The sequence below is a fragment of the Microbulbifer maximicatervae (SeqCode) genome (assembly GCF_052468295.1).
On record NZ_CP174340.1, the window covers coordinates 4,840,881 to 4,865,801 of the forward strand.

Here is a 24,921-nt window from a genome sequence, read left to right on the forward strand (position 1 = left end):
GTGTTTTTGCGTATGACGACATGCTGCATTGAAAACAAGTGGATATCTAATTCCTGGGGTTGGGAAACGGTAGAAGTTGGAAGTGAGTAAATAACTAAAATTAAATGGAGAGGTAACAAATGGAATTAATTATTTTTGTAATTATTATGGTGGCAGTTCTTGTTCTGCCTCTGAAGTTGGCAGCTGCCATGTTGGGGGCGAAAAATACGGGTGTATTTTATTGTCTTTTCGCTTTGCTATTGGCCCTAATTATTCAACGAATTGTTGGCGGCATGTTGCCGGGTGTGACGGATAGCGCTGGAATTTTAATGACAATTCCCCTAGCTGCTATTGCCTATATGCTGGTACTTGGTACGGGTTTTTTAAAAGCTATTCTAATTGCCCTTTTACAAGGGGTAATTACTTATTTTGCCATGCTACTTTTTGTGGGTTTGCCCTGGGCTGTTTAAAAACGAAATAAATTCTCGTAGAAAGTTTGCAAGCGGTGACTTATTGAATGTTAAATCGCCATTTGCACTATCATTGATTACTAATAGTTTCTTTGTGTGCAAGCTATAACTTTATGAAAATGCATGTTCTACACATCAGCCTCCGTGCCAATGATATGTTTCCTAGATTGGGTTTCTACTGGGCAGGCAGGAGGTCCTACTTTCCAATAGGAGCTGCAAGAAATTTACTTAAAACATCAATATAAGTTGGAAAGGCTTCGAATTGGGGTAAATGTCCAACCCCTTCCATTTCGACTAATTCAGCTTTGGGGATTTCTGCTGCTGTACGTTTGCCTAATTGATCGTAACGCCCTAACTTTGCTTGTAAAGCTTTAGGCGCGCGGGCGCGGCCAATAGCTGTTCGATCTCGGGTACCTATAATCAATAGGGTGGGCACCTTGATATTGGCAAACTCATAAAGTACCGGTTGAGTGAATACCATTTCGGAGGTTAGGGCATCCACGGTTGCCATATGAGCCGCATCGGGTCCTAGGGTCCAGCCAGCTTGAATATCCAGTAGCGGGTTATATTCTTCGCGCCACTGCTCAGAAAAGTAGGCTTTACTCATGTAGCGTTTGATAGATTCTGGAGTTTGCTTTTTCTCGCGAGCAATGGCTTGGTCCAAAGGTTCATAGGGAACCCATCGCTTCCAGTCTTCAAGGCCTATAGGATTTACAAGTGCTAACTTTTTGACTCGCTCCGGGTACATCAGGGTAAACCGGGTAGCCAGCATACCTCCCATAGAGTGCCCAACTACAATAACCTCTCTTATTTTCAATTTATCCAATAAAACCTTGGTATTGTTGCTAAGCCCCTGAAAAGTATATTGGGTAAGCGGTTTACTGGATTTTCCGAAACCGATCTGGTCAGGTGCTATAACCCGGTACCCTAGCTGACTGAGTTGGGAGATAGTCTCCTTCCAGTAGGCCGCCGAAAAATTCTTTCCGTGCAACAGGAGTACCGTTCCTCTTGCATTTTTACCCTCTGCAGGCGGTACATCCATAAAGGTCATTGCCAGTGGCTGCCCCTGTTGTTCGAAATGAAAGTGATGAACTGGATAGGGATATTCGTAATCAGTTAAGGCTTTATCTTGAGGCGTTATTGAATATTCAGCAGATGCATGGCCGGTAAAAAACACACTGGCGGTAAAAAGTAAGGCAACTATGTAGCGCACAAAGAGGGTCACAGCCGTGTCCTTATTGGTAAACGGGAGTTCACTATAGGCGCAATTGGGGGGTGGCTGAAAGGCCCGTCGGCCTTTCAGGGGGGATGGCTCAGGCGTGTGCGCCCAGTAGGGGAGTGCCTTGGCTGGGCATAGGCAACTGGGGCAAGTCCTTGACTGCTTGTAGCAAACCTTCCTCATAGAGTTTTGCTGCTTTGTCTTTTTCCCCAAGGGATTGAAATAAGCGAGCCAGTTCAGCGGAGGTAGCGGGATCTTGGCGCAACAACAGGCTTTTCTCGAAATACTGCTGCGCTTTGCCCCAAAGTTCATTGCGCATTGAGAGACGTCCGAGACAGGTTAGCAGTGCGGCACTCTCCCCATACTCTTTCAGCCAACCTTCAGCTGCTGATATTTGTGCCGCAGGGGCGGCCCCCACCAGGCAGCCGTAGAGTTCGGCAAGATTGGGGTCCCAAGCTCGATTGAGTAGCCAGCGCAAATGCTTCTCTGCCTCTGTGTCTTCGCCAATCCGATGCAGTTGCTGTGCGTAGAGACTGCGCAGGGCTTCATTGCGTTGCCAGCGGCCACTCAGGCTTTGCCAGGTATCGTGTAATTTATCGATATCTTTGCGATTAGCTGCTTCGGTCAGCTGATGTTGATACACCTCGAGTTCAAGCTGGTGCAGCTCAGCTTCGGGCATGTTCGCATGTTTCTCCAATTCGGGCAGTAATGCGCGAAGACGGCTCCAGTCACCCAGAAGGTAATAAGCCTGCTTGAGAAGTTGTAACAGGGCAGGATGTTTCGGCTCGAGCTGCTTGGCGCGCTCTAGGCTGGCAATACACTGCTCGTAATGTTTATCCAGGAGCTGCATACGAGCTTGGCTTAGGGCTACAGCCAGGCGGGTATCTTCACCACAGGCCTCCGCTTTGGCGAGTAATTCATTGGCCTCCTCACGAAAGCCCAGCTCAAAGGCGCTGCGCGCTGCCGCCAAATAATTGATCAGCGGGGCTTCAGACCGAGGGGCGCTCTTCAGCAGCTGACGACGCGCCCGGGACCAGTTGCCCTCCATAAATTCCACCAAGCCGCTGGTCAGGCGTCGGCGCGCTACACGCTGGCGACCAAATCTCAGCCGGTCGACACTACCTCGGAATCCGCGAAAGATACTGCGAGCCAGCCAAATGGCAAAGAAGAGGATAATTAGAGCTGCTGCCAGCGAGAAAATTGCGAACCAGAGGTTCATCTCGTAGCCTTTATTCAGCTCACCGCCAATACCGATTACCAGGTAGCCGGGATAATTGTTAATAGCCTCCGGTAGAAAAGCGCCGAGCAGCAGTAGTACCAGAGCAGTGAAGAACAGTTTTTTCACTGGTTCTCCTCCTGTTGCGAGGCAGTTGGTGTGGTGGTGCCGGATGTTTTGTGTAAACGCTCAATATAATTGCGCAGGGCAAGCTGGGAGGCGCTGAGGTCAGGCATTTCGACCTGGATACGTTGTTTGCTAAGTTCCGTTAGTTGTTGGGCCAGCGCATCGCGCTGCGGACTGGCAGTGCCATAACTGAGTAGTAGCGACCGCGCACTATCCAGAGCGTCCCTGTAAACCGTGGTATCGCCGCGAAGCAATGCCAGTTGGGCCTGCTCCATATAAAGGCGCAGAGTCTGGCGAAAGCGAGCTTCACTCTGTGGGGATAGCATTACCGGGTTGATGTCTCCATCAATGGGGCGCACCGATTCGCGCATAAAGCGGGTGAAGTTGTGCCACTCCCGCTTCCACAGGGGGGCACTCTCCTCAATGCTGGGCTGCTCTTCACTGGGTTGTTCTGCCGAAGCCATATCGAATTGTGGTTGGATATTTGTGCGGATTAGCTGTTCTTCCAAGGCGCTGAGACGGAGGTATAAACCCTGGCGATCGATGTTTTGGACCAGCTTCAGTGAGGTGATATCGCGGGCAAGTTGTTGGCGTACTCCGTATAGATCCGGTAAGTCCACATCGCGCAATATCTCGTCCACGCGCTCGACAAGCCCCAGCGCAGCGCGACTATCGTCTTCGAGAAGCAGGCGTTGGTTGGCTAGACGCAACAGGTAATCTGCCTCAGCCAATTGCCAATCGTCGCGGCTTACATTTCCCAGCTGACCCAAACGGTTTCCCTGTGCGGTGACACTGCGCTGCATGGAAGCCAGTTGCTGCTGCAGTTGGGCGATAGTGCGATTTTGTCGCTCCAGTTGATTGCGTAAATTGGCATCGGCCTGCTCCAGCTGACTGAACTCCCCGGAATAATCGGGGGTTTGGGGTTCAGTTGGGGCTGGGGTAGCAGCAGGGGTTTCCGAAGTGGTATTGGAGGTCGGCGCTTGGGTGGTGTTTTCAGAGGCAGCCGGCACTTCCGTTGCAGGGGTAATAGTGGTGGTGCTCTCCGGGACTGCCGTTTTTCCGGGTAGATAGTCGAGGTAAGCGCCAAGGTGTTCGCGCAGCTGCGGAGAGTTGAACCAGGCCAGTGAGGCCACAGCAATCAAAATGATGATGAACAGTAGCCACCACCACAGCCCATTGGATTTACTGGCCGCAGCACCGCCGCTGGCTTTACCCGTAGAGGCTTTTTCCTCTGAGGCTTTGGCGAAATTACTTTTGCCTTTTACAGGCTTTGTGTTTTCCGGGGGCTCATTGGTCGCGGCTACATTTTGATCTTTTTTATCGGTCATGGGTATGGCGGCGCAGGTGGAAAATGTCGTCAGATTATAACGAGTGGCGCGAGCCTTAATAGCGGGCTAAACGCCGTTTTAAGATTTTTAGCGCAAAGCGGTCGAGAATTCGATAGCAAATCAGCCGAGGGCTTTACGCAGTGTTTCCAGCATAGCGTTATCGCCGGCATTTAGCGCGCTATAGCAATGGGCAAAACCAAGCTCATTTGCCCGAGTGGCAACTCGTATACTCGGGCAGATAAGAGCGGTTTCAAAGAGTGTATTGCGGTTTATCTGGCGGATACAGGTAACCAGGTTATCGAGTGTTTCACCGCTGTGCACACTGATAATATCGGGTTGGAATTTATACTCAGCTAGGGAGGTTGCAGCCTCCGGTGGCAGCACTCTCCGATAGAGTTCGCAATAAGTTACTCGCGCACCCCTATCACTCAAGGTGTCGCCGATAAGAGGGCGGCCACCGGAGCCGCGAAAAATAAGGACTCTTTTCCTGTCCAACTGCTGTAACCAGGGTAGGCGCAGCAACTCCTCGGAGTTCATTGTATTGCCACTTTGCTCACAGGGTATACCGCGCTTCTCCAGGGCGCTTGCGGTTGCTGCGCCGATCGCCAAAAAGCGAGGACCCTGGGGAAACTGTGGCCAATAATCTTCAAGCCAGTCTACGCCGTAGTGCACGGCGTTCTGGGAAACAAAGATCGCGACATCCGTTTGATCGAAGTCGAGGATTGAGTTTTTTAAGGCCTGTATGGCAGCTTGATCCTCAATTAGCTCTATGCCGAGCATGGGGATGTTATCTACTTGGGCCCCCAGGCTGCGCAGTAGCGCACACCAGTTATCAGCCTGCTGCGTTGGCCGCGTACTGAGAATACGTTTGCCCTGCAGCAGGTCGGAGGTGAGATCGCCCATATCAGATAGCGGCGAGGATTTTATCGGCACCATCGGCCAGTAACTGTTCCGCGAGCTCAGTACCCAGGCGCTCTCCCTCAGCGGCAGGGCCACGATTGTCGGCATGTATCATGGTTTTGCCATCGGGACTGCCAACGAGTCCGCGCAGCCACAGGGTGTCACCATCCAGCTCGGCGTAGCAGCCGATAGGCACTTGGCAGCCGCCGTTGAGGCGCTTAACCAGGGCGCGCTCCGCACTGAGTCGGGCTGCGGTTTCCGGACAGTGGAGCGGTTGGATCAAGGCTTCCAGTTCGCTATCGCGGCGCGACTCGATACCCACTGCGCCCTGTCCACCAGCGGGGAGCAGGATGTCCGTTGCCAGGAAGCTGCGGATGCGTTCCGGCATTTCAAGTCGCAGCAGTCCGGCCGCAGCGAGGATGATTGCGTCGTAATCGCCGGCATCCAGCTTGGCCAGTCGAGTATTCACATTGCCCCGTAAAAAGGTGACTTTGAGGTCCGGGCGACGGGCAAGTAATTGGCATTGTCGGCGCAGGCTGGAAGTGCCGACTACTGCTCCCTCGGGCAGGTCATCAAGGCTGTCATAAATATTACTGACAAAGGCATCGCGGGGGTCTTCACGCTCGCAAATAATCGGCAGGTGAAGTCCTTCGGGGAATTCCATGGGGACATCTTTCATCGAGTGAACTGCGATGTCCGCACGGCCTTCGAGCATCGCCACTTCCAGTTCTTTAACGAACAGGCCTTTGCCGCCCACTTTGGTTAGTGGGATGTCCAAAACCTGGTCACCGCGGCTGGTGAGGGGCAGTAACTCGATAAGAAGTTTCGGATGCGCTTGTTGCAGGCGGTCTTTGACATAGTTGGCCTGCCACAGGGCCAAAGCACTCTGTCGGGTGGCAATGCGAATACGATCTATAGACATGCGGCTCAATCACTTATTGGTTGAAGCGGCCATTCTAACAGAGTCGCAATGCAGTGAGGCTCTCTGTAGCCGAGGGGCTAGCCCCTGGTGCGCAGCCAGTCTTCGAGAATTATCCGTGCGGCTATTGAGTCCACAGGGTCTTGTGCGTAGTTGCCACGATGTCCGCGTTCGTTGGCCTCTTCCTTGGCGGCTCGGGTGCTTAAACGCTCGTCAATGAGCTCTACCGGTAGTCCATAGCGACCGTGCAGGCGCTGGCTGAATTTTCGCGCACGTACGCCAAATTCACTTTCACTGCCATCCATATTGAGGGGGAGGCCAACCAGTAAAAGGTGGGGCTGCCACTCTTTGATCAGGCCTTCGACGGAGTCCCAATTGGGCTTGCCATCTTTGGCGGGCAGTGGGGCCAGTTCCCGTGCTCCACCGGTAAGGCTCTGGCCGTAAGCTACGCCAATAGAGCGGGTTCCAAAGTCAAAAGCTAGCGCTGTGACGGGTTTATTCATAGAGGTCAGTAGTTTTTCTGTTAGGCGTGGCCAGCTTGGGAGCCGAGGCCGGAAAGATCGATGCCGTGGCGGGCGGCGGCGCTTTGCCAGCGTTTTTCGACCGGTGTGGCGAATAGGGTTTCGGGCTCTGCCGGCAGTGTCAGCCAGGCGTTTTCTGTCAGCTCCTGCTCCAACTGACCGGGCCCCCAGCCTGCGTAGCCGAGGGCGAGTAGTACATCGTCAGGGCCGCGCCCTGCGGCGAGGGATTCGAGGATGTCCTTGGAGGCAGTCAGGCTGATATCTGAATTGATTTCGGTGGTAGAGTCGAAGTGCATGCCGGTGCCGTGCAGTACAAATCCCTGCTCTGGTGACATGGGGCCGCCCAGTAGAACTGGTTCGTCACCGCGCAAGCTGAGATCCTCCAAAGACAGCTGCTCGAATACCTCGTGCCAGTGCACCTTACTGGGCATATTGATCACTATGCCCATGGCACCGTCGCTATTGTGCTCAACAATCAGTGCGATAGCGTGTTTGAAGCGCGGGTCCTCCATACCGGGCATAGCCAGAAGGAACTGGCCGCGCAAGTTTCCGTGAGTCAGGTCGCTATCGATATTCGAATTAGGCATAGATCAGTAATAAACCGCCAGTTGAAAGCCCATTTTAGCCTCGGCTGGGCAGATCCCCCGCAGAAGTAGTAAGACCCCCGGTTCTTTCGAATTGCCAGGTACGGATAATTTCCAGTCGATCAACCTCGTTCTTGATCTCTACTGGGAAGGGAGCGAAGGGAGCAGCCAGGCGCACAATTTGTTGGGCCGCATCATCGAGAATGCGCTCCCCGGAGGATTGAAGAATAACAACCTTCTCGACGGCTCCGGTGGGAAGCAACCGCACCATCATGCGTAACTCGCCACTAATTTGTTTTTCCAAGGCCTCTTCGGGAAAGTTATCACTGCCAACAGCTTCTATTTTCTGGCGCCATTCATGTAAATAAGCGGCATCGGCTGAGGCTCTGGTAGCCACAGATGTCAATCTGCGTACTCGGGGGCGCTCGGCAATAGTTTGGCGAATTTTATCGAGACGCGCCTCTAGGCTAGCTATTTTAGGGTTGCTCAATGGCAGGTCATTGGGTGCGTCGCCGCGCTTTTCCTTGGATAACTTATCTTCTGCCGAAAGTTCAGGAGCCTGAATCGGGCTTTCACCAACAGTGGTAATTAACAGGCGGCGCTGCTCTGCTGGCCGCGCAGATTGTTGTTGTGGCAAAGGCGTCACGCGATGAATTTGCGTATCGGCAAACTCGGCACGGCGCTTAGTGGATAACTCTTTCCGAGAGTCTGCGGTACCACTGGCTAATTGGTTGTGCTGTGCCAAGTAGTCAGCATCCTCTGGGGCCTGAGCGGAATTTTGCAAAGAAAGTGTGACTTCAAGTGTCGGTGGCGCCTGTGCACCTTTCGGAGCAGCAAAAGCCACTCCGAAAACAATTAGCGCATGTAACGCGGCGGCTAGAAATAATGAGAACACAAAGCGTTCATGCTGCATTGCATGAAACTGTGTCGCGTTGGCAGAGGAATTCATTATCTATTATCAACTACTACTTATTCGGGCGTGCGTTTCACACAGCCTTGTTCTCAGTGGTAAACCGCCCTGAGAGTTATCAAACGCCCAGTTTACCTTTTTTGTGCCAGCAGGTGTGTGATGCCGCTCATTAGTCGCGCGCCTATGTCCGTATTGTAAGCGGCATCAATTTCCCGTACACAAGTGGGACTGGTAACGTTAATTTCTGTTAGGTAGTCACCAATAACGTCCAGCCCGACAAATAACAGACCTTTTTCCTTCAAAGTGGGAGCGACTTGCTCAACGATCCAACGATCTCTATCGGTCAGGGGGCGTGCTTCGCCGCGCCCGCCGGCTGCAAGATTGCCGCGAGTCTCGCCCGCTTCCGGAATTCGCGCCAAGCAATAGGGAATCGCTTCACCGTTAACGACCAGGATACGCTTGTCACCGTCTTTGATTTCGGGGATGTAACGCTGCGCCATAATCTGCTGGCGGCCGTGCTCGGTAAGTATTTCCAAAATTGCTCCCAAGTTGGCGCCGTCCGGTTTGCAATGAAAGATGCCCGCACCGCCCATACCATCTAGGGGTTTAAAAATGACATCTTGGTGAGTTCGGTGAAATTCCCGCAGCTTGGCCATATCGCGACTGACTAGAACCGGTGGGCAGCACTGGGGGAAACTTGTCGCAAAAATTTTCTCATTGCAGTCGCGTAGCGCCTGGGGCTTGTTGACTACCGTTGCACCTTCGCGCTCTGCGGCTTCGAGAATATAAGTGGAATAAACATATTCATTATCAAAGGGGGGGTCGACACGCATCAGGATTACATCCAGCTCGCCGAGAGGCATTTCTCTGGACTCTTCCAGAGAAAACCAACGATTCTCATCATCAAAAACCTGCATAGGGCAGCCGCGCCCAGTTGCGCGCCCATTCTCCAGGTAAAGATGGCTCTGCTCGAAATAAAACAGCTGGAAACCACAATCTTGTGCGGCTTGTAACAGTGCAAGCGTCGTATCTTTTTTAAAATTGATCTGGGCGATGGGGTCCATCACCACACCGAGGGAATAATTCATACGGGTTTCCAAATCGTTGGGTATTTCTATCCCAGTTATCACTGGTTTTGCTCCCAAATTTGTGGCCGCTACCAGCGTTGTTGGATAGATAAGGTAAGAGCAGCTTTGCGAAGGTGCAACCTTCTTAACGCAATACCTCCAATGAATGTATAAGTGGTGATAATTTGAACTGCGTCGCCTGCAGTGTGTCGACTCAGCTAGATTCGCCTGGGGTTCTGTGATAAAAGTTCGTCTCAGCGTGCGACCTTCGCCAGGCTAGGCGCCCGGACCCCGCAAGCGGTTTGAAAAAAGGGCGCAACTAAAGTTTTCGCGTGCCCGAAAATAAGTAAACAGGGGATTCAAAAAAGACTATGGAGCTTAACTGGGAAAGTCTGACTGTCATGGTGATCGACGACAGTAAGACAATTCGCCGCACTGCGGAGACGTTGCTGCAAAAGGCGGGCTGTACCGTGGTCACCGCGACAGACGGTTTTGATGCGTTAGCAAAAATCGCGGACTCCCGTCCGGATGTCATTTTTGTCGATATTATGATGCCGCGCCTGGATGGCTATCAAACATGTGCGTTAATAAAAAATAACAGCGAATTCCGCTCCACCCCTGTTGTAATGTTGTCGAGTAAGGACGGTTTGTTCGATAAGGCAAAAGGGCGTGTTGTTGGTTGCGATCAATATCTGACCAAACCTTTTAGTAAGAGCGAGCTGCTGGGTGCTATTTCCGCTCATGCCAAGCCGCACCATGCCGCATAAGTGGCCTACAGAAAAAGAAAATATAGATAACGGACTCCATTGTGGGCATTGTGCCCACAAGCTCGGTACCAAAATTTAATTAGAGTACAGATTTTCCGGTTGTTACAGACCGGTTGATTTTTGTACCCACACTATCGGTAGTCATAGTGCATCTCGGCACATGCTAGCGAGGATAATCACAACAAAAACCGCCGAGCGCAGTAGTTGTTGCCGAAAAGATGTCATGGGGGAAATGATGGCAAGAGTACTAATAGTTGATGACTCTCCTACAGAAACACATAAGCTGACAACCATTCTTGAAAAAAATGGCCACGCAGTAATCACCGCTCCCAACGGTGAAAGCGGAGTTGAAGTAGCCCGCGCCGAACGCCCCGACCTGATCCTGATGGATATTGTGATGCCGGGTCTCAACGGTTTCCAGGCCACCCGCCAATTGAGCAAAGACAGCAATACCGGTGAAATTCCGATCATTATGGTAACTACCAAAGATCAGGATACAGACCGTGTCTGGGGTATGCGCCAGGGAGCCAGGGCTTACCTGACCAAACCTGTCGATGAGAGCAAATTGCTGGATGCGATCGGGGAGGTGTTGGCCTAATAGCCAGCTGCGAAAAGTGCAGTCACAAACACCTTATTTAGCTCTGGTTGATATTGCACGGCGCGCCAAAGCGCAGGCCACTGGCCTGCCTGGCCGCCGGGAAATCAAACCCTACTGGACCGGTATCGGTTTCTCTCTTCTGGATAACCACTTTGTCGCCTCCATGGATGACGTTGTGGAATTGCTCGAAGTGCCACAACACACCTTTATTCCGGGCGCTCAGCCTTGGGTAAAAGGCGTATCTAATGTTCGTGGTCGCCTGCTTCCCCTTATTGATCTCGCAGCTTTTTATGGCGGCTACCTCTCAGGTCCGCGCCAGCAACGTCGTGTTTTGGTGCTCGAGAGGGATAAGACCTACGTGGGGCTTATCGTGGATAAATTGTTTGGGATGCAGCACTTGGCGTTTGAGTATGCCCGTGAGGCACCGACAGATTTGAGTGAACCATTTGCGCCAATGGTGCACGGCCAGTTTGTTTTACAGCAGCATCGTTGGCTCGTTCTCGATATGCGGGCACTGATCAAGGATGCGCGTTTTATGGATGCAGCTTTACGCTGACTAATCCAGTTCTTTCTTTCCGGTAGCCGAGGGTGGTCGACCGGATGGCCCGCAATTAGTGCAGGGATGTACAGCACTGACTGAGGGGTCTTGTCATTAAAGCGTTAAAACTAAAGTGGTATTAAACCGGCCTAATGCAATGGCCCGCTAGGAGTAAATTATGAAACCAGGCTCCCAGAGTTCCTTTTCCGCGCTGCGCAGTAACCCTGCCGCGCTGGTATTAGGTCTACTGGTACTCGCCACGCTGGCGGGGCTTATTGTCAGTATTTATTTGGTACAGACTCGAGACGAGCAGGATAAAGAGTACCTGCAGCAAGTCGCCGAGTTGCGGGCCCTTTCCTATCAGGTAGTTTCCTATGCGCCGGCGGCAACCGCAGGCGATAGTGAGGCCTTTACCGAGCTGGAAAATGTTACCGAAGAAATGGCTAATGCCTGGAACCAGCTTCAGCGAATGGATGACAATAGTCGCCGCGCCCTGGGTGCTCAGCTGTCTGCCTACGATCAGGTTTGGCGCAGCTTGCGCGAGCAGGTCGACACGATTATCGGCAACCAGGAAACCATCGTATTTCTTAACGATATCGCTTCAACGCTGAGTGACTCGCTTCCGGAATTACAGGCGGAGCACAACAATATTGTAGAAATTCTGCTGGCTAACAACGCCCCGGCAAATCAGGTGGAACAGGCCCAGTTGCAGGTATGGCGTGCGGAGCGTATTGGTCGAAATATCGATAAAATGCTCCAAGGTGGCGATGATGCCGAAGCCGCCGCTGACCAGTTTAATACCGACGCCAGTCTTTTCGGTAAGGTGGTTGACGGTATGAAGAGCGGCGATGTGGTGATGGGGATTTCCCGTATTACCGATGAAGAGGCTCGCCACTCATTGGATGAAATTACTGAGCTGTTCGGCTTCGTAAGCACCTCCGTACGGGATATCTTCGAAGCAACTCCAGCCCTGTTTGCTACCCGCCAGGCCTCTGACGGCATTATCGCGTCATCTCCCCAGCTGATCGAAGCATTGAGTACGCTGAATGACCGAATCGTAAACCTTTCAGATGATCGCCAGCCCAACAACTTGACCATTGCTGCACTGGCTTTGGTCTTCGTTTTGTTGATCTTCGGTATGATGGCGATGGCATTCTCCGGTACCCGCCGAAACCTGAAAAAAGAGGAAGATACCAACGAGCGTAACCAGCACGCGATTATGCAGCTGCTGGACGAGCTGGCCGACCTCGCCGACGGTGACTTGACCACCTCTGCAACGGTAACCGAAGCCTTTACTGGTGCAATTGCCGACTCCATTAACTTTACTATTGACCAGCTGCGTGTGCTGGTATCGCGGATTAATGGTGCTGCACAGGAAGTATCTGGCTTGTCCCAGGAAACCCAGCAGACTGCACTGCACCTCGCCGAGGCCTCTGAGCACCAGGCACAGGAAATTGCCGGAGCTTCTGCTGCGGTTAACGAAATGGCGGTCACCATTGACCAGGTATCTGCCAACGCCTCCGAATCTGCCCAGGTAGCCGAGCGCTCGGTACATATCGCAAGTAATGGCGCCAAGGTGGTACAGAACACCATTAAAGGCATGGATAACATCCGCGAGCAGATTCAGGATACCTCCAAGCGAATTAAGCGCCTGGGTGAATCCTCCCAGGAAATTGGCGATATCGTAAGTTTGATTAACGACATTGCCGACCAGACCAACATTCTTGCATTGAATGCCGCGATCCAGGCGAGCATGGCCGGTGATGCCGGTCGAGGCTTCGCGGTGGTTGCGGATGAGGTACAGCGACTTGCGGAGCGCTCTGCAGCTGCAACCAAGCAGATCGAAGGTCTGGTAAAAGCGATTCAGTCCGATACCAACGAGGCGGTAATCTCCATGGAACAAACCACCAGTGAGGTGGTACGTGGAGCTCGTCTGGCCCAGGATGCGGGTGTTGCACTGGAAGAAATTGAAAGTGTATCCAACAACCTGGCATCGTTGATTCAGAACATTTCTAACGCTGCTCGTCAGCAGGCTTCGTCTGCAGGCCACATTTCCAACACGATGAACGTGATTCAGGAAATTACCTCGCAGACTTCTGCGGGTACCCAAGCTACCGCCCAGTCCATTGGTAACCTGGCGCAGACCGCGAGTGCACTGCGCGAATCCGTTGCCGGCTTCAAACTTCCGCAAGAGGAAAGTGTTGAAAGCAACAGCGAGCTGTATGACGTGGAGTTGCCGGAAATGGATACAGATACTTTCACTATTGAAGGTGAAGATACTCATTCATTGGAGTCCCGCGAAGACCGGGCCCTGGCCTAACCCACACAATAATGCCCGGCCATTATGAAAGTTGGCCGGGCGCAAAAGGGGCGCACGGAATTGCTTCCGATAAATCCGCGAGTTTTTCTCGCAGAAAACTGTAGCGCTTGAGTACTGAATAAATTATTGGGGACTTGGCGTGAGTCACGACAATCCGAACTTCATGGCCTTGGATTGGCTGATCGGTGAAATTAACGAGACTTTGGCACAAGCGCGCCAATTTCTTGAGACGTTCGCTGTAGAACCCGATGCGGGTGCCTCTCTTCTGCAAAACAGCTTGTCGCTGGTGCACCAGGTGCACGGTAGCTTACATATGGCACAGCTAAGTGGTGCCGCGATGTTAGCAGAAGAGATGGAGCAACTTATCCAGGCCCTCGCCACTGGTGCGGTTGAAAATACCGACGAGACGCGCGAATTTTTGATGCGTGCATTGCTGGAGTTGCCCCTTTATCTCGAAAAGGTTTCTTTTCAGCGTCGTGACAATGCCGTTCTCTTACTTCCCCTGATGAATGACTTGCGCGCAGTGCGCCGCGAGAGATTGATCAGTGAAGGAGCACTTTTCTCGCCAGAATTGTCTTCATTGGCAACGGTGATTGGAAAGCGCCAGCCCCTCGTCGCCGATAGCGCCCGCCTAAATGACCTGGTCACCAAGTTGCGCAAAATGTATCACGTTGCGGCTGCAGGTCTGATCCGCGATGTAAACAGCGGCGAAAGCCTGGCTTACCTCACCAAGATTATTGAAAAAATGCAGCTGCTCTACAGTGGCAGCTGTCGCCAATCCCTCTGGGAAGTACTGTTCGGTATTTTGGAGGCGCTCGGCGAACACCGTATTAATGTGCAGCCCGCACTGCGCCATTTACTGCGCAAGGTGGATATTGAATTCAGGTTGTTGCAGGGGCGTGGCGCAAAGGTATTGGATGCGCGCCTGGATCAGGACTTTCTGCGCAACCTACTTTTTTATGTCTACCTCGCCGGTCCGAATGGGCCGCACTGCGAGAAACTCTACCAGCGCTTCGCACTAGATAAGGCGGTTCCCGGTACGCCTCGCCCGGATACTGAAGACGTATTGGCGATGGGGCCAGAAGCCCTGGGCAGTGCAATTGCTGCAGTGCGCGATGAACTGCAGTTGGTGCGTGAAGCACTGGAGCCCAGTACAACCGATACAGAACAACCCTCGCTGTCTGACACTGCCGCTGTGGCCAAGCGCCTCGCGGATACACTCGGTATTTTGGGATTGGAAGCGCAGCGGGTTCGCGCTCGCAGTGTCTACGAAGACCTTCGCGACGCCTCCCGTGGTACTGACGTTGAAGAGTACTTGATGCGTGCCGCCGGGGAATTGGTTCAGCTCGATTCAGCGCTTGCCGCCACCGTCGATCGCAATAAAAAAGTCGACGATGAGCAGCCCATTATGGGCGACGCCACTGACTCTGTATTACGCGAGGCCAGACTCGGTCTGGAAGCGGTAAAAGAAGCGGTCATGGAGTATGTGGCCAGCCACTGGGATATCAGTTACCTGAGCCGTGTGCCACAGCGCTTACAGGAAGTCTGTGGTGGTCTCGAAATGGTGGGTTACCAGCGAGCGGGTGAAATCATCTCCGCTTGCAACCGCTATATTGGCAGCTCCCTGATTGAGGCTGGAGAACAGCCCGAATGGACAATGCTGGATACTCTGGCAGATGCCATTACCAGTGTTGAATACTACCTGGAGCGCCGTGCGGAAGGTCTGGCTGATGCAGAAATGCTTTTGGCACTGGCTGAAGATAGCGTAGAGGCTTTGGGCGTTTCGCTGAAGATCGTCGATGAGAGTGAGGCCGACGCCAGTCTGGAAGCGTCCCCGATATCAGAACCCGAACTGCCAGATCTTATTGATTACGATTTAATCCCCGATGACGAAGCCACTGCGGTTTCTGACGAATCTCTGGACTCTCAAGCTGAAATAAATGCGGAAGAATCATCTGCCATAACTTTGCAGCTGCCTGTCGATGACGCAGGTTCTGTTGTGGAGTCCGATCTGGAAATCGACGGCGAGTCAGTTCCGGAGGAGTCTTGGTTCTCTGATGGGGCTCCTCAGGTTGAGGCTGCCCCCACACTTGCAGTTGAAACTGGGGTAGAGGCTCCTGAGGCTGAGGACGCGCCTGCTGAGATTGCTGACTTCATTGAAGCTGCACCGGTAATAGAGCCTGCTGAGGTTGAGCCGGTTGCTGCAGTTGCAGAGGTCGCGGACACGGCGGAGGAGCTCGGTGATGACACTGAGAGCCTGATTGACGATGAAATTATCGAGATCTTCCTGGAAGAAGCCGGGGAAGTTCTCGCTCATATCAATTGCTACTTCCCGGAGTGGGCTGCCAATTTTGCCAATCAGGATGCCCTGGTAGAGTTTCGCCGGGGCTTCCATACCCTGAAGGGGTCGGGCCGTATGGTCGAGGCCTTGGATATCGGTGAGCTGGCCTGGTCCGTGGAGAATATGCTCAACCGGGTTATCGATGGCAGTGTGAAGCCCGGGCCTGCCCATGTATACCTGATTGAGCAGGTGTATCAGAAGTTACCCTCAATGATTGAGGCGTTTAAACACGGACAGAGCGACCCCGATCAGCAGCTTACCCTGCAGTTACAAGCTTGGGCTGAGCAGCTGAGTGCGGGAGAGATGCCCGCTGATCTGGAAGCCCAAAGTGCAGGCGGTGTCGCGGCGGTTGAAGTTGTTGAGGACACCGGAGAAGATCTGGCTCAGCTCTGGGAAATTTTTGCTCAGGAAGCAGAGACGCACCTCAATGTCGTAGATGAGTATCTGCAGGACATGCAGGCTGCCGCGCCCTTGTATGGTGTTCCCAGTGATCCAATGCACCGGGCACTCCACACACTTAAAGGCTCCGCACATATGGCGGAAGTCAAAGTGGTTGCCGAAATTATGGCGCCACTGGAGCGCTTCGCTAAGGAGCTGCGTATTTATCAGGTGCCTATCGATGCAGATATTTTTGATCTGATCAATGATAGCGCCACCTATGTGCGTGAGGTGCTGGAACAGATTCGCTCTTCAGAGCCTCTCGCAATAGAGAAATCGGAACAGTTCCTTGCTCGCGTTGCTGAATTACAGGAGCGCTCTGTAGGTCACTTGATTCGCGAGCGCGAGGCGAATGAACCTCGCGCGGTCGATCCCCAGCTTCTCGAAGTCTTGATGGCTGATGGCATGCGGGTGCTGCTTGATGCAGACCAAATGCTGACGGAGTGGCGCGCCGACCCGGCAGATAAAAGTCGAGTTGTATTGGTCGCTGATGAGCTCAATGTTCTGCAGGAGGCGGCCAGCCGGGCGCAGTTGCCGATCCTGGCTGAGCTAGCTGAGCTGTTGCTGAATGTTTATCGCAAAGTCCTTGCCGGTGATCTTGAGCAAGAGCCCGCGTTATGGGCCTCTCTTGAACAGGGACACAACGAGCTGCTCGATTTAATCGATGCAGTAGCAGCAGCACAAGACCTCCCTGAAGTCAGCGAAGCTGTGGAAGAGGCGCTTCGCTACCTAGCTCAGGGTGAGGAAACCAGTTCTTCAGCTGAAGATGACTACGACCTCGATGAACTGGGAATCGATAGCGAAGCACTGGTTATCGCCGAGTCTGAAGAGCAGGCGCCGGAGCCCGCGGAAGTAACCGAGCTTCTGGTTTCAGATGCATCCCCTGATGAGTGGATTGAGCCACCTGTATTACAGGTGTCGCACGATGGGGAATCTCTCGGTGGTGAGACTGAGGATTCGGAAATTCCTCAATTGCAGGCCATAGAAGTTGAGGCCGCCGTTGAGGATGTTTCTCAATTTGAAGAACCCTTCTCTGTACCGGAAGTTGAACCTGCCGGCGACCTGGTTATCGAGCAACCGGTTAGCGAGGTGTCATCACAGGATTCCGCTCAGCCTGTCGATTTACAGAAGCTGCTGGCAGACATTGACCCGGATGTTGTCGACGTCTTTATGGAGGAGGCTGGAGATCTTACCGATGAGCTGGAGGAACTGATCCAGAGTTGGGAAGAGCAGCCGGAAGGTCGCGAGCAAGGTGAGGCCCTGAAGCGTGTATTGCACACCTTTAAAGGTGGTGCACGTATGGCAGGCCTAATGGGGCTGGGTGAAGTAGCTCACCGTTTTGAAACGGTGATCGAGGGCATGCGCGACAACGATCGGCCCTCCGCAGATTTCTTCGCCAATGCCCATGGTATCCACGATCGTCTCGCCGATGGAGTAGAGACAGTTCGCGCCTGGATGGCTGGTGAACAGCTTGATGCTTTTGTACAGCTGGTCAGCACCGATTGGGCGGATCAGAAGCCGGCTAACTCGGCAGCTGCAGAAGCAGTGATTGAATCTGAAGTTTCAGACGAACAACCTCAAGAAACTGTTCTAGTAGCGGATGCGGAACAAGGTGATGAAGTCACTGCGGCCGAGAGTACTCAGCCGGATGCTGATGTAGTTGCTACGCAGCTGCCCGAGATCGCTGTAGGTCAGGAAAGCGATAACGTTTTGCCGTTTATCCGCAAGGCCGGTAATGCAGAGCAGGAGGTAGCGGCACCGACCCGGAACCAGCCCCAGGAGATGGTGCGTGTCGCTGCTGAACTTCTGGAGGAGTTGGTAAACCTCGCCGGTGAGACTGCAATTTCCCGTGGTCGTCTTGAAGAGCAGATGAGTGAGTTCGGTCTCGCCCTAGACGAGATGGATGTGACGCTGGTGCGTCTCAACGAACAGCTGCGCCGCCTGGACCGCGAGACCGAGGCTCAGATCCTGTTCCGCCAGGAGCAGTTGGCAGAACAGGACGGCGACTTCGATCCGCTGGAAATGGACCGTTACTCGTCTATTCAGCAGTTATCCCGTTCCCTGCTGGAGTCCACATCTGACTTGATGGAGCTGCGCTCCACCCTGAATAACAAGGCGCGTGATACAGAGACCCTGTTGCTCCAGCAGTCCCGAGTAAATACCGAATTGCAGGAAGGTCTGATGCGCAGCCGCATGGTACCTTTCTCCCGTCTGGTACCGCGCCTGCGTCGCATCGTGCGCCAAGTAAGTGCTGAGCTGGGCAAGCAGGTCGAGTTGGGATTCTCCAACGTTGAAGGCGAGCTGGACCGGTCCATGTTGGAGCGTATGGTTGCGCCACTGGAGCATATGCTGCGCAACGCTGTGGACCACGGCATTGAAATGCCAGAGGAGCGTTTGGCTGCCGGCAAGTCTGAGCGTGGGCGTATCGATGTGGCGCTGAAAAGGGAGGGCAGTGAAGTTGTCCTCACCATCCGCGATGATGGTGCCGGTGTCAATTTGATCCGGGTGCGTGAAAAGGCGGTGGAAAATGGCCTGATGAGGCCGGATGCTGAGCTCTCGAATAATGAGATTCTTCAGTTCATTCTGCAGGCCGGTTTTACCACTGCAGAAAAAGTTACCCAGATCTCTGGCCGGGGTGTGGGAATGGACGTTGTATCCGCCGAGCTTAAGCAGATTGGTGGCAGCGTCCATATCAACTCAGAGGCAGGCGCAGGAACAGAATTTGTCGTGCGTCTGCCGTTCACAGTTTCGGTTAACCGAGCTTTGATGGTGCGAATTGGCGATGACCTGTTTGCACTGCCGCTGAATACCATCGAAGGTATTGTGCGCCTCAGCCCATTCGAGCTGGAGCACTACTATCGCTCAGATGATGCGCGTTTCGAATACGCCGGGGAACTCTATCAGGTTAGCTATTTCGGTACTCTGCTGAAGTCTGGTGCTCAACCCAAGCTCAGTGTCGATGATATGCAACTGCCCGTTTTGTTGGTGCGCTCTGAAGGGCACGCTATGGCATTACAGGTGGATGCCATTAAGGGTAGTCGCGAGATTGTGGTGAAAAGCCTCGGCCCGCAGTTCTCCGGGGTTCAAGGGGTATCAGGTGCAACGGTAACTGGTGATGGTAGCGTCGTGGTGATTCTCGACGCACACGCCCTGCTGCGTCGCCAGGCCACTCAGTTGGCAAGGCCGGAAGTGCCGCAGCTTCAAATTCAGGAAGAGCCTGAAGTGCAGTCCGAGCAGGAGGCGCGCCAGCAGACCGTTATGGTTGTGGACGACTCGGTTACAGTGCGCAAGGTAACTACGCGCTTCCTGGAGCGAGAGGGCTATCTGGTTAGCACTGCAAAGGATGGTCAGGATGCGGTTATCCAGCTGCAGGATAAGATCCCGGATCTGATCTTGCTGGATATTGAGATGCCGCGTATGGATGGCTTCGAGGTTGCCCGCCATATTCGCTCCAGCAGCCGCCTGCGCGATATTCCTATCGTAATGATCACCTCGCGTACCGGTAATAAGCACCGCGATCACGCTATGTCCCTGGGAGTTAACCACTACCTGGGTAAGCCTTACCAGGAAGATGTACTGCTGGCGGCTATTCGTGAGTACGCGGATGCCGAAGCTGTCGGAAGCTGAGACGGCAAATATCAGGAATAATATAGAGATAGGCAATGAGTGAAGTTGAAGCGCTGCCGGTAGATGTCCCCCAGGAAGTGAGCAGCCTGTTATTGCCCCTTGAGCAGGGGCAGCTGCTGGTGCCGGTGGATAGCCTCTCAGAGGTTGTTGCAATGCAGACGCCGATGGCAGTTCAAGATGTACCTGAGTGGTATTTGGGAGATCTGATCTGGCGGGAACAGCGCCTGCCAGTGGTATCTTTTGAAGTGATGCGTGGTGGTGCCTTGGGAGCAGTTGCAGAAGAGGGGCGTATTGCGGTGTTGAGCACGGGAAATCCCGATGGTGAGCTGCCGTATTTTGCATTGCTCTTGCGCGGCACTCCGCGCCTGGTACGGGTTACCCCTGAGGAGTTGGCGCTGCGAGAGCAGCCGCTAAACCCTGGAGAGTTAATGCATGTGGCGCTTTCTGGTGAGGAGGCGGTTATTCCCGACCTGCAGGGATTAGAGCGGGCCTGCCTGCGCTATCGCAGTGACTGACTTGTTTTGCAGTGTATTATCAAAAAAGGGGCCTGAGGCCCCTTTTTTGATTGGGCTGTTCGCTTAGAACAGCTCTTCCGGTAAAGAATCCTCCCGGCCATCCTGGCTGGGCATATCCATATCTTCATCGGTGTAGCGATTGCGATATGGGTTATACACTTCGCGGCCGGGCACCCGGTTGGTCCTGAATATCTCAAACATGCCCCCGTAAGAGGTGCGCAAGCCATTTTGAGGGTTGATGCGTACCGTAACTATGCCATCTGGTTGAGCCAAGTGGCGCTCGGGAAGACCTTCGAGGGCACTGCTCATAAAATCGATCCAAATAGGCAGGGCGGCTGAGCCACCGTATTCATTTTTACCCAGTTCGCCATAGGAATCGAAGCCAACCCAGGCACTGGTAGCCAGGTAGGGGCTATAACCCGAGAACCACGCATCCCGTGGACCATTGGTGGTACCGGTCTTTCCGGCAATATCACCGCGCTTCATCGCCAGAGCGCGGCGCCCGGTGCCCTTTTTGATAACATCTTTAAGCATCGAATCCATTATGTATGCCGTCTCTGCGGACATGGCTCGCGGAGCGCGAGGACGCGCTTGGCTCTTGCTCGGGTCGAGGGGGCCAACGGGCAGTACGTGTAGTTCCGCTGGCTCTTCACCTTGATCGACCCCTTGTCCTTCCAGTTGTAATTCCGCGAGATCGACGGGTTCAGCGGACAGGGTTTCAGAGCCTGTGCCCGGCTCGGGACAGTTATCGCACACAGTGAGAGGCAGTGCCTGATACAGGACTTCGCCATTAACATCCAATACCCGGTCAACCAGGTAGGGCTCCACTCGGTAGCCACCATTGGCGAAGGCGGCATAGCCTCGCACCATCTCCAGGGGCGTGAGAGCGGAGCTACCCAGAGCAATGGTCAGGTTGCGGGCAAGCTTGCTGCGCTCAAACCCAAAGCCTTCGACAAAGCCTAGGGCGTAGTCCAGTCCTAGGGATTGCAGCAACCGGATTGAGACCATATTGCGGGACTTGTACAAAGCCATACGCAGGCGAGTTGGGCCGAGGAAGGTCCCCCCGTCATTTTCAGGCCGCCACACATCTTGCAGGTTGGTTTCCTCAAAGATAATCGGGGCATCATTGATAATGCTGGCCGCTGTATATCCGCGCTCGATCGCCGAGGCGTAAATAAAGGGCTTGAAACTGGAGCCGGGTTGCCGGGCAGCCTGAGTGGCCCGATTGAAGTGGCTCTGGCGGAAGTCGTAACCACCGACAAGGGCGCGGATAGCCCCATCTTCGGGCTCAATAGATACCAGGGCGCCCTGTGCTTCCGGGACCTGGGCTAGAACCCACTCTTCAGTCACCTGGGGTTCGGCAGGCTTGGTATCACCGCTCTCGGGATCCGCAAACGGATCGGCCTGAAGGGGCTCATCTACACCGGTGGCGATCATCTCGCTACTGGAGTTGCTCTCTTTCTTTTCCTTAACGACCTTGCGTAATCGAATGACATCTCCGGGAGCAAACATTTTTTCAGCGGACTGAAGGCGTGCGCCCCGGGCGCTCTCAGAAATATAGGGCCTGATAGAACTGAGTCCATTGCTCCAAGGCAATTCAATTACGCGCCGATCTCTCAGTTGAACCTGAAGTTTCTTGGGTTCTACCGCAGTGACAACGCCGGGTTCCAGACCGCCGAGAATCGGAATCTCGTTGAGTAAATCGATAAGCTGGTCGCTATCTTGCAGCAATTCCGGTGCAAGGCGCTGTTCTGGGCCGCGATAGCCGTGGCGCGCATCATAGGTTTCCAGACCGTGCTGAAGCGCATTGCGAGCCGACTCCTGCAGGCGACTGTCTACCGTTGTTATGACCTGGTAGCCGTCGGTATAAGCGTTGTCGCCAAAGAGGTCTACTGCCTCCTTCCGTGCCATCTCGGCGATATAGGGTGCATCCAGGTCGAGATCGCGGCTGTGATAGCTGGCTGTTACCGGCGCAGTAATAGACTGGTTATATTGATCCTGGTTGATATAGCCAAGGTCGAGCATCCGCATCAGGATCCAGTTGCGGCGTACCAGGGCTCGGGAGGGGTTGGCGAGAGGGTTGAAGGTCGATGGCGCTTTGGGGAGTCCCGCCATCATAGCCCACTGGGCCAGATTCAGATCTTTGATATCTTTGCCGTAATAGACCTGAGCTGCAGCCTGGAAACCGTAGGCGCGGTTTCCGAGGAAGATCTTATTGATGTATAGGGCGAGGATCTCGTCCTTGGTCAGCTCTTGCTCAATTTGCAGTGATAGCAAAATTTCATTGAACTTGCGCACAAAACGCTGTTCTCGGCTGAGAAAGAAGTTGCGCGCCACCTGCATTGTCAGTGTACTACCACCAGACTGGATAGAACCGGTCTTAATCAGCTGCGAGGCGGCCCGCATCAAACCTTTGATGGAGACACCATTGTGGGAGTAAAAGCTGGCATCCTCAGCGGCAAGTATCGCTTTGATAAAGGGTTCTGGCGTTTGCTCGATCGTGATAGGGTTGCGCCGCTTTTCACCGAACTCACCGATCAGTTTCATATCCCGTGAGTAGACCCTCAGAGGGGTCTGTAAGCGGATATCGCGGAGGCTCTCCACTGAGGGCAACCCCGGTTTGAGGTAGAGGTAGATACTGGCTAGGGCCATTGCTGTAGCGGCCACACCGGCAAGGCCGAGCCAAAGCAGTGCGAGCAGACGATTGCGGGCTTTTACGGTCATGAAACTGCTTCTGTGTACTTCATCAAAGTGATTAGGTGAATAATTATACGAATATTGTGCGCTATTACCTATGCAAATGCAGGTTGAAGCGTTAATTTAAAGTGCTATAACATCAAACCCTCATAACCCACGGAAAAGATAAGAAAAAATGGGAATTTTCCCTTTTCTGAGCAAAGGCCCCAAGGCCATGTTGGGACTCGATATTAGCTCTACTGCGGTCAAGTTGCTGGAGCTAAGTCGCAACGGCGACAAATATCGTGTCGAAAGTTACGCCGTGGAACCTCTCCCACCCAATGCCGTAGTTGATAAGAATATCAACGATGTGGGGGCGACGGCTGAGGCTATTCGCAAAGTTGTACGACGTTCTAAAACTCGCCTGCGCCAAGCGGCTGTGGCTGTGTCTGGGTCGGCGGTGATCACCAAGACCCTTGAAATGCCGGCAGATCTCAATGATGAAGCTCTTGAGGCTCAAATTGCATTTGAGGCTGGCCAATATATTCCGTATCCGCTAGAGGAAGTTAGCCTGGACTTTGAAGTACAGGGGCCTTCTGAGAAGGGGGAGGGGCAAGTGGAGGTTCTACTTGCCGCCTGTCGTACAGAGAACATTGAACAGCGAATCTCCGCCTTGGGAGAGGCGGACCTTGAGCCCGGTGTTGTTGATGTTGAAGCGTACGCAATAGAGAGAACTTACTCTCTATTGGAAGACCAACTTCCTCCGCAGGAGCAGCTAGTTGTAGCCGTTATTGATGTTGGGGCGACAATGAGTGCTTTATCTGTCCTTGTGGACGGTAAGACCGTGTATACCCGAGAGCAGCTTTTTGGTGGGCGGCAGCTCACCGATGAGATCCAGCGTCGCTACGGTCTATCCGCGGAGGAGGCTACTTTAGCGAAGCGTCAGGGAGGGAGTGGTCTGCCGGATGACTATTTTGCTGAAGTGTTGGAGCCCTTCCGTGATGCAGTCGTGCAACAGGTAACCCGCTCACTGCAGTTCTTTTACTCTTCCACATCCTATAGCGATGTAGATTTTATCCTGCTCGGTGGCGGTGTTGCCGCCATGGAGGGAGTTGGTGATTTGATTAGCGAAAAGTTGGGCAGGCCAACTTTAATCGCTAATCCATTTTTGCGGATGAGTGTTTCGTCAAGAGTCAACCAGCAAGCTTTGGCGAGTGAAGCTCCATCCCTGATGATTGCCACAGGCTTGGCTATGAGGGAGAAGGACTACTGACATGGCAAAAATTAACCTTCTTCCCTGGCGTCAGGAGTACCGCTCTCAAAAGCAAAAAGAATTCCAGCAATTGGCATTGCTGGTTTTTATTGCGGCTGCAATGGCGGTATTTCTGTGGATGAAAACGGTTGATCAACAGGTTGTTCGACAAAATGAAAGAAATCAGATTCTACAAACCCGCATTAACGCTCTTAATATTCAGGTGAGAGAAATAAAAGACCTGAAGAAACGCCGCCAGGAACTGATTGATCGAATGCGAGTAATTCAGGAGTTGCAAGGTAATCGACCTCTTGCAGTGCGTTATTTTGATGAGATAGTGCGGGCAACCCCCGAAGGGCTATGGCTCAGTGAGCTAAAGAGAGAAGGTGATCGGTTGGACTTACTTGGTGTGGCTGAATCCAATAATCGCGTTTCTTCTTTTATGCGAAATTTAGACCATTCAGATTGGTACGAGGCCCCCCAATTAACAGGTGTAACCGCAACCCCGCAATACGGCGATCAGGCAAGTGAGTTCCAGCTAACGGTGAAGGTCAGTGGGCGCAAGAAAGAAGATGATCAAGATAGCGCAAAATAGTAAAGGACTTCAGAA

19 protein-coding genes are annotated in these 24,921 nt (G+C 53.2%); 9 read left to right on the top strand and 10 right to left on the bottom strand.

All coding sequences use genetic code 11. The features are described from left to right. The first annotated feature begins 119 nt into the window (after positions 1–119). Positions 120–449, top strand: a complete 330-nt coding sequence (locus tag ACJJIQ_RS21515; RefSeq protein WP_413664065.1) for a hypothetical protein — start codon at positions 120–122, stop codon at positions 447–449. Positions 450–645: 196 nt separating this feature from the next. On the opposite strand, the gene ACJJIQ_RS21520 is transcribed toward ACJJIQ_RS21515, so the two are convergent. From ACJJIQ_RS21520 to gshB, 9 genes are all read right to left on the bottom strand, one after another. Further along, positions 646–1,674 carry an alpha/beta fold hydrolase gene (locus tag ACJJIQ_RS21520; protein ID WP_445362997.1) on the bottom strand — a complete coding sequence of 343 codons (1,029 nt, stop codon included), beginning with the start codon at positions 1,672–1,674 and terminating at the stop codon, positions 646–648. An 88-nt stretch (positions 1,675–1,762) separates the two neighbouring features. Further along, complete coding sequence (locus tag ACJJIQ_RS21525; protein ID WP_444911935.1) at positions 1,763–3,013, bottom strand: heme biosynthesis HemY N-terminal domain-containing protein; 1,251 nt, start codon at positions 3,011–3,013, stop codon at positions 1,763–1,765. Next, positions 3,010–4,338: a uroporphyrinogen-III C-methyltransferase gene (locus ACJJIQ_RS21530; RefSeq protein WP_445362998.1), complete on the bottom strand. Its 1,329-nt coding sequence runs from the start codon at positions 4,336–4,338 to the stop codon at positions 3,010–3,012. The genes ACJJIQ_RS21525 and ACJJIQ_RS21530 overlap by 4 nt, the downstream gene beginning before the upstream one ends. Before the next feature lie 120 nt (positions 4,339–4,458). Further along, a complete protein-coding gene (locus ACJJIQ_RS21535) occupies positions 4,459–5,346 on the bottom strand; it encodes a uroporphyrinogen-III synthase (protein WP_445362999.1) in 888 nt (295 codons plus the stop codon). Continuing rightward, positions 5,243–6,160, bottom strand: coding sequence for a hydroxymethylbilane synthase (gene hemC / locus ACJJIQ_RS21540; protein WP_445355242.1), 918 nt, complete (start codon positions 6,158–6,160; stop codon positions 5,243–5,245). Before hemC ends, ACJJIQ_RS21535 begins: the two co-directional genes overlap by 104 nt. A 77-nt stretch (positions 6,161–6,237) precedes the next feature. Further along, complete coding sequence (gene ruvX, locus ACJJIQ_RS21545) at positions 6,238–6,660, bottom strand: Holliday junction resolvase RuvX (RefSeq protein ID WP_413664071.1); 423 nt, start codon at positions 6,658–6,660, stop codon at positions 6,238–6,240. A gap of 20 nt (positions 6,661–6,680) precedes the next feature. Further along, positions 6,681–7,265: a YqgE/AlgH family protein gene (locus ACJJIQ_RS21550; protein ID WP_282930307.1), complete on the bottom strand. Its 585-nt coding sequence runs from the start codon at positions 7,263–7,265 to the stop codon at positions 6,681–6,683. Between the two features lie 34 nt (positions 7,266–7,299). Further along, positions 7,300–8,211 carry an energy transducer TonB gene (locus tag ACJJIQ_RS21555; RefSeq protein ID WP_445363000.1) on the bottom strand — a complete coding sequence of 304 codons (912 nt, stop codon included), beginning with the start codon at positions 8,209–8,211 and terminating at the stop codon, positions 7,300–7,302. Positions 8,212–8,303: 92 nt separating this feature from the next. After that, positions 8,304–9,260, bottom strand: a complete 957-nt coding sequence (gene gshB, locus ACJJIQ_RS21560) for a glutathione synthase (RefSeq protein WP_445364840.1) — start codon at positions 9,258–9,260, stop codon at positions 8,304–8,306. Positions 9,261–9,610: 350 nt separating this feature from the next. Between gshB and pilG the strand changes: the two genes are divergently transcribed. The 6 genes from pilG (at position 9,611) to ACJJIQ_RS21590 (ending at position 20,383) form a co-directional block, all read left to right on the top strand. Next, positions 9,611–10,006: a twitching motility response regulator PilG gene (pilG, locus tag ACJJIQ_RS21565; protein WP_020413651.1), complete on the top strand. Its 396-nt coding sequence runs from the start codon at positions 9,611–9,613 to the stop codon at positions 10,004–10,006. Positions 10,007–10,241: 235 nt separating this feature from the next. Then, entirely contained in the window at positions 10,242–10,604 is a 363-nt protein-coding gene (gene pilH / locus ACJJIQ_RS21570; protein WP_108731421.1) for a twitching motility response regulator PilH, read from the top strand. A 16-nt stretch (positions 10,605–10,620) separates the two neighbouring features. Continuing rightward, a complete protein-coding gene (locus ACJJIQ_RS21575; RefSeq protein WP_444892581.1) occupies positions 10,621–11,160 on the top strand; it encodes a chemotaxis protein CheW in 540 nt (179 codons plus the stop codon). A gap of 160 nt (positions 11,161–11,320) precedes the next feature. Then, positions 11,321–13,462 carry a methyl-accepting chemotaxis protein gene (locus ACJJIQ_RS21580; RefSeq protein WP_444914978.1) on the top strand — a complete coding sequence of 714 codons (2,142 nt, stop codon included), beginning with the start codon at positions 11,321–11,323 and terminating at the stop codon, positions 13,460–13,462. Positions 13,463–13,601: 139 nt separating this feature from the next. Continuing rightward, entirely contained in the window at positions 13,602–19,868 is a 6,267-nt protein-coding gene (locus ACJJIQ_RS21585; RefSeq protein ID WP_445363001.1) for a hybrid sensor histidine kinase/response regulator, read from the top strand. Positions 19,869–19,903: 35 nt separating this feature from the next. After that, positions 19,904–20,383 carry a chemotaxis protein CheW gene (locus tag ACJJIQ_RS21590; RefSeq protein ID WP_413664076.1) on the top strand — a complete coding sequence of 160 codons (480 nt, stop codon included), beginning with the start codon at positions 19,904–19,906 and terminating at the stop codon, positions 20,381–20,383. Positions 20,384–20,446: 63 nt separating this feature from the next. On the opposite strand, the gene ACJJIQ_RS21595 is transcribed toward ACJJIQ_RS21590, so the two are convergent. Next, a complete protein-coding gene (locus tag ACJJIQ_RS21595; RefSeq protein WP_445363002.1) occupies positions 20,447–23,107 on the bottom strand; it encodes a penicillin-binding protein 1A in 2,661 nt (886 codons plus the stop codon). A gap of 148 nt (positions 23,108–23,255) precedes the next feature. On the opposite strand from ACJJIQ_RS21595, the gene ACJJIQ_RS21600 reads away from it, so the two are divergent. After that, positions 23,256–24,332, top strand: a complete 1,077-nt coding sequence (locus ACJJIQ_RS21600) for a pilus assembly protein PilM (protein ID WP_444895450.1) — start codon at positions 23,256–23,258, stop codon at positions 24,330–24,332. A 1-nt stretch (position 24,333) separates the two neighbouring features. Beyond that, complete coding sequence (locus ACJJIQ_RS21605; RefSeq protein ID WP_444895449.1) at positions 24,334–24,906, top strand: PilN domain-containing protein; 573 nt, start codon at positions 24,334–24,336, stop codon at positions 24,904–24,906. The last annotated feature ends 15 nt before the right edge of the window (positions 24,907–24,921 follow it).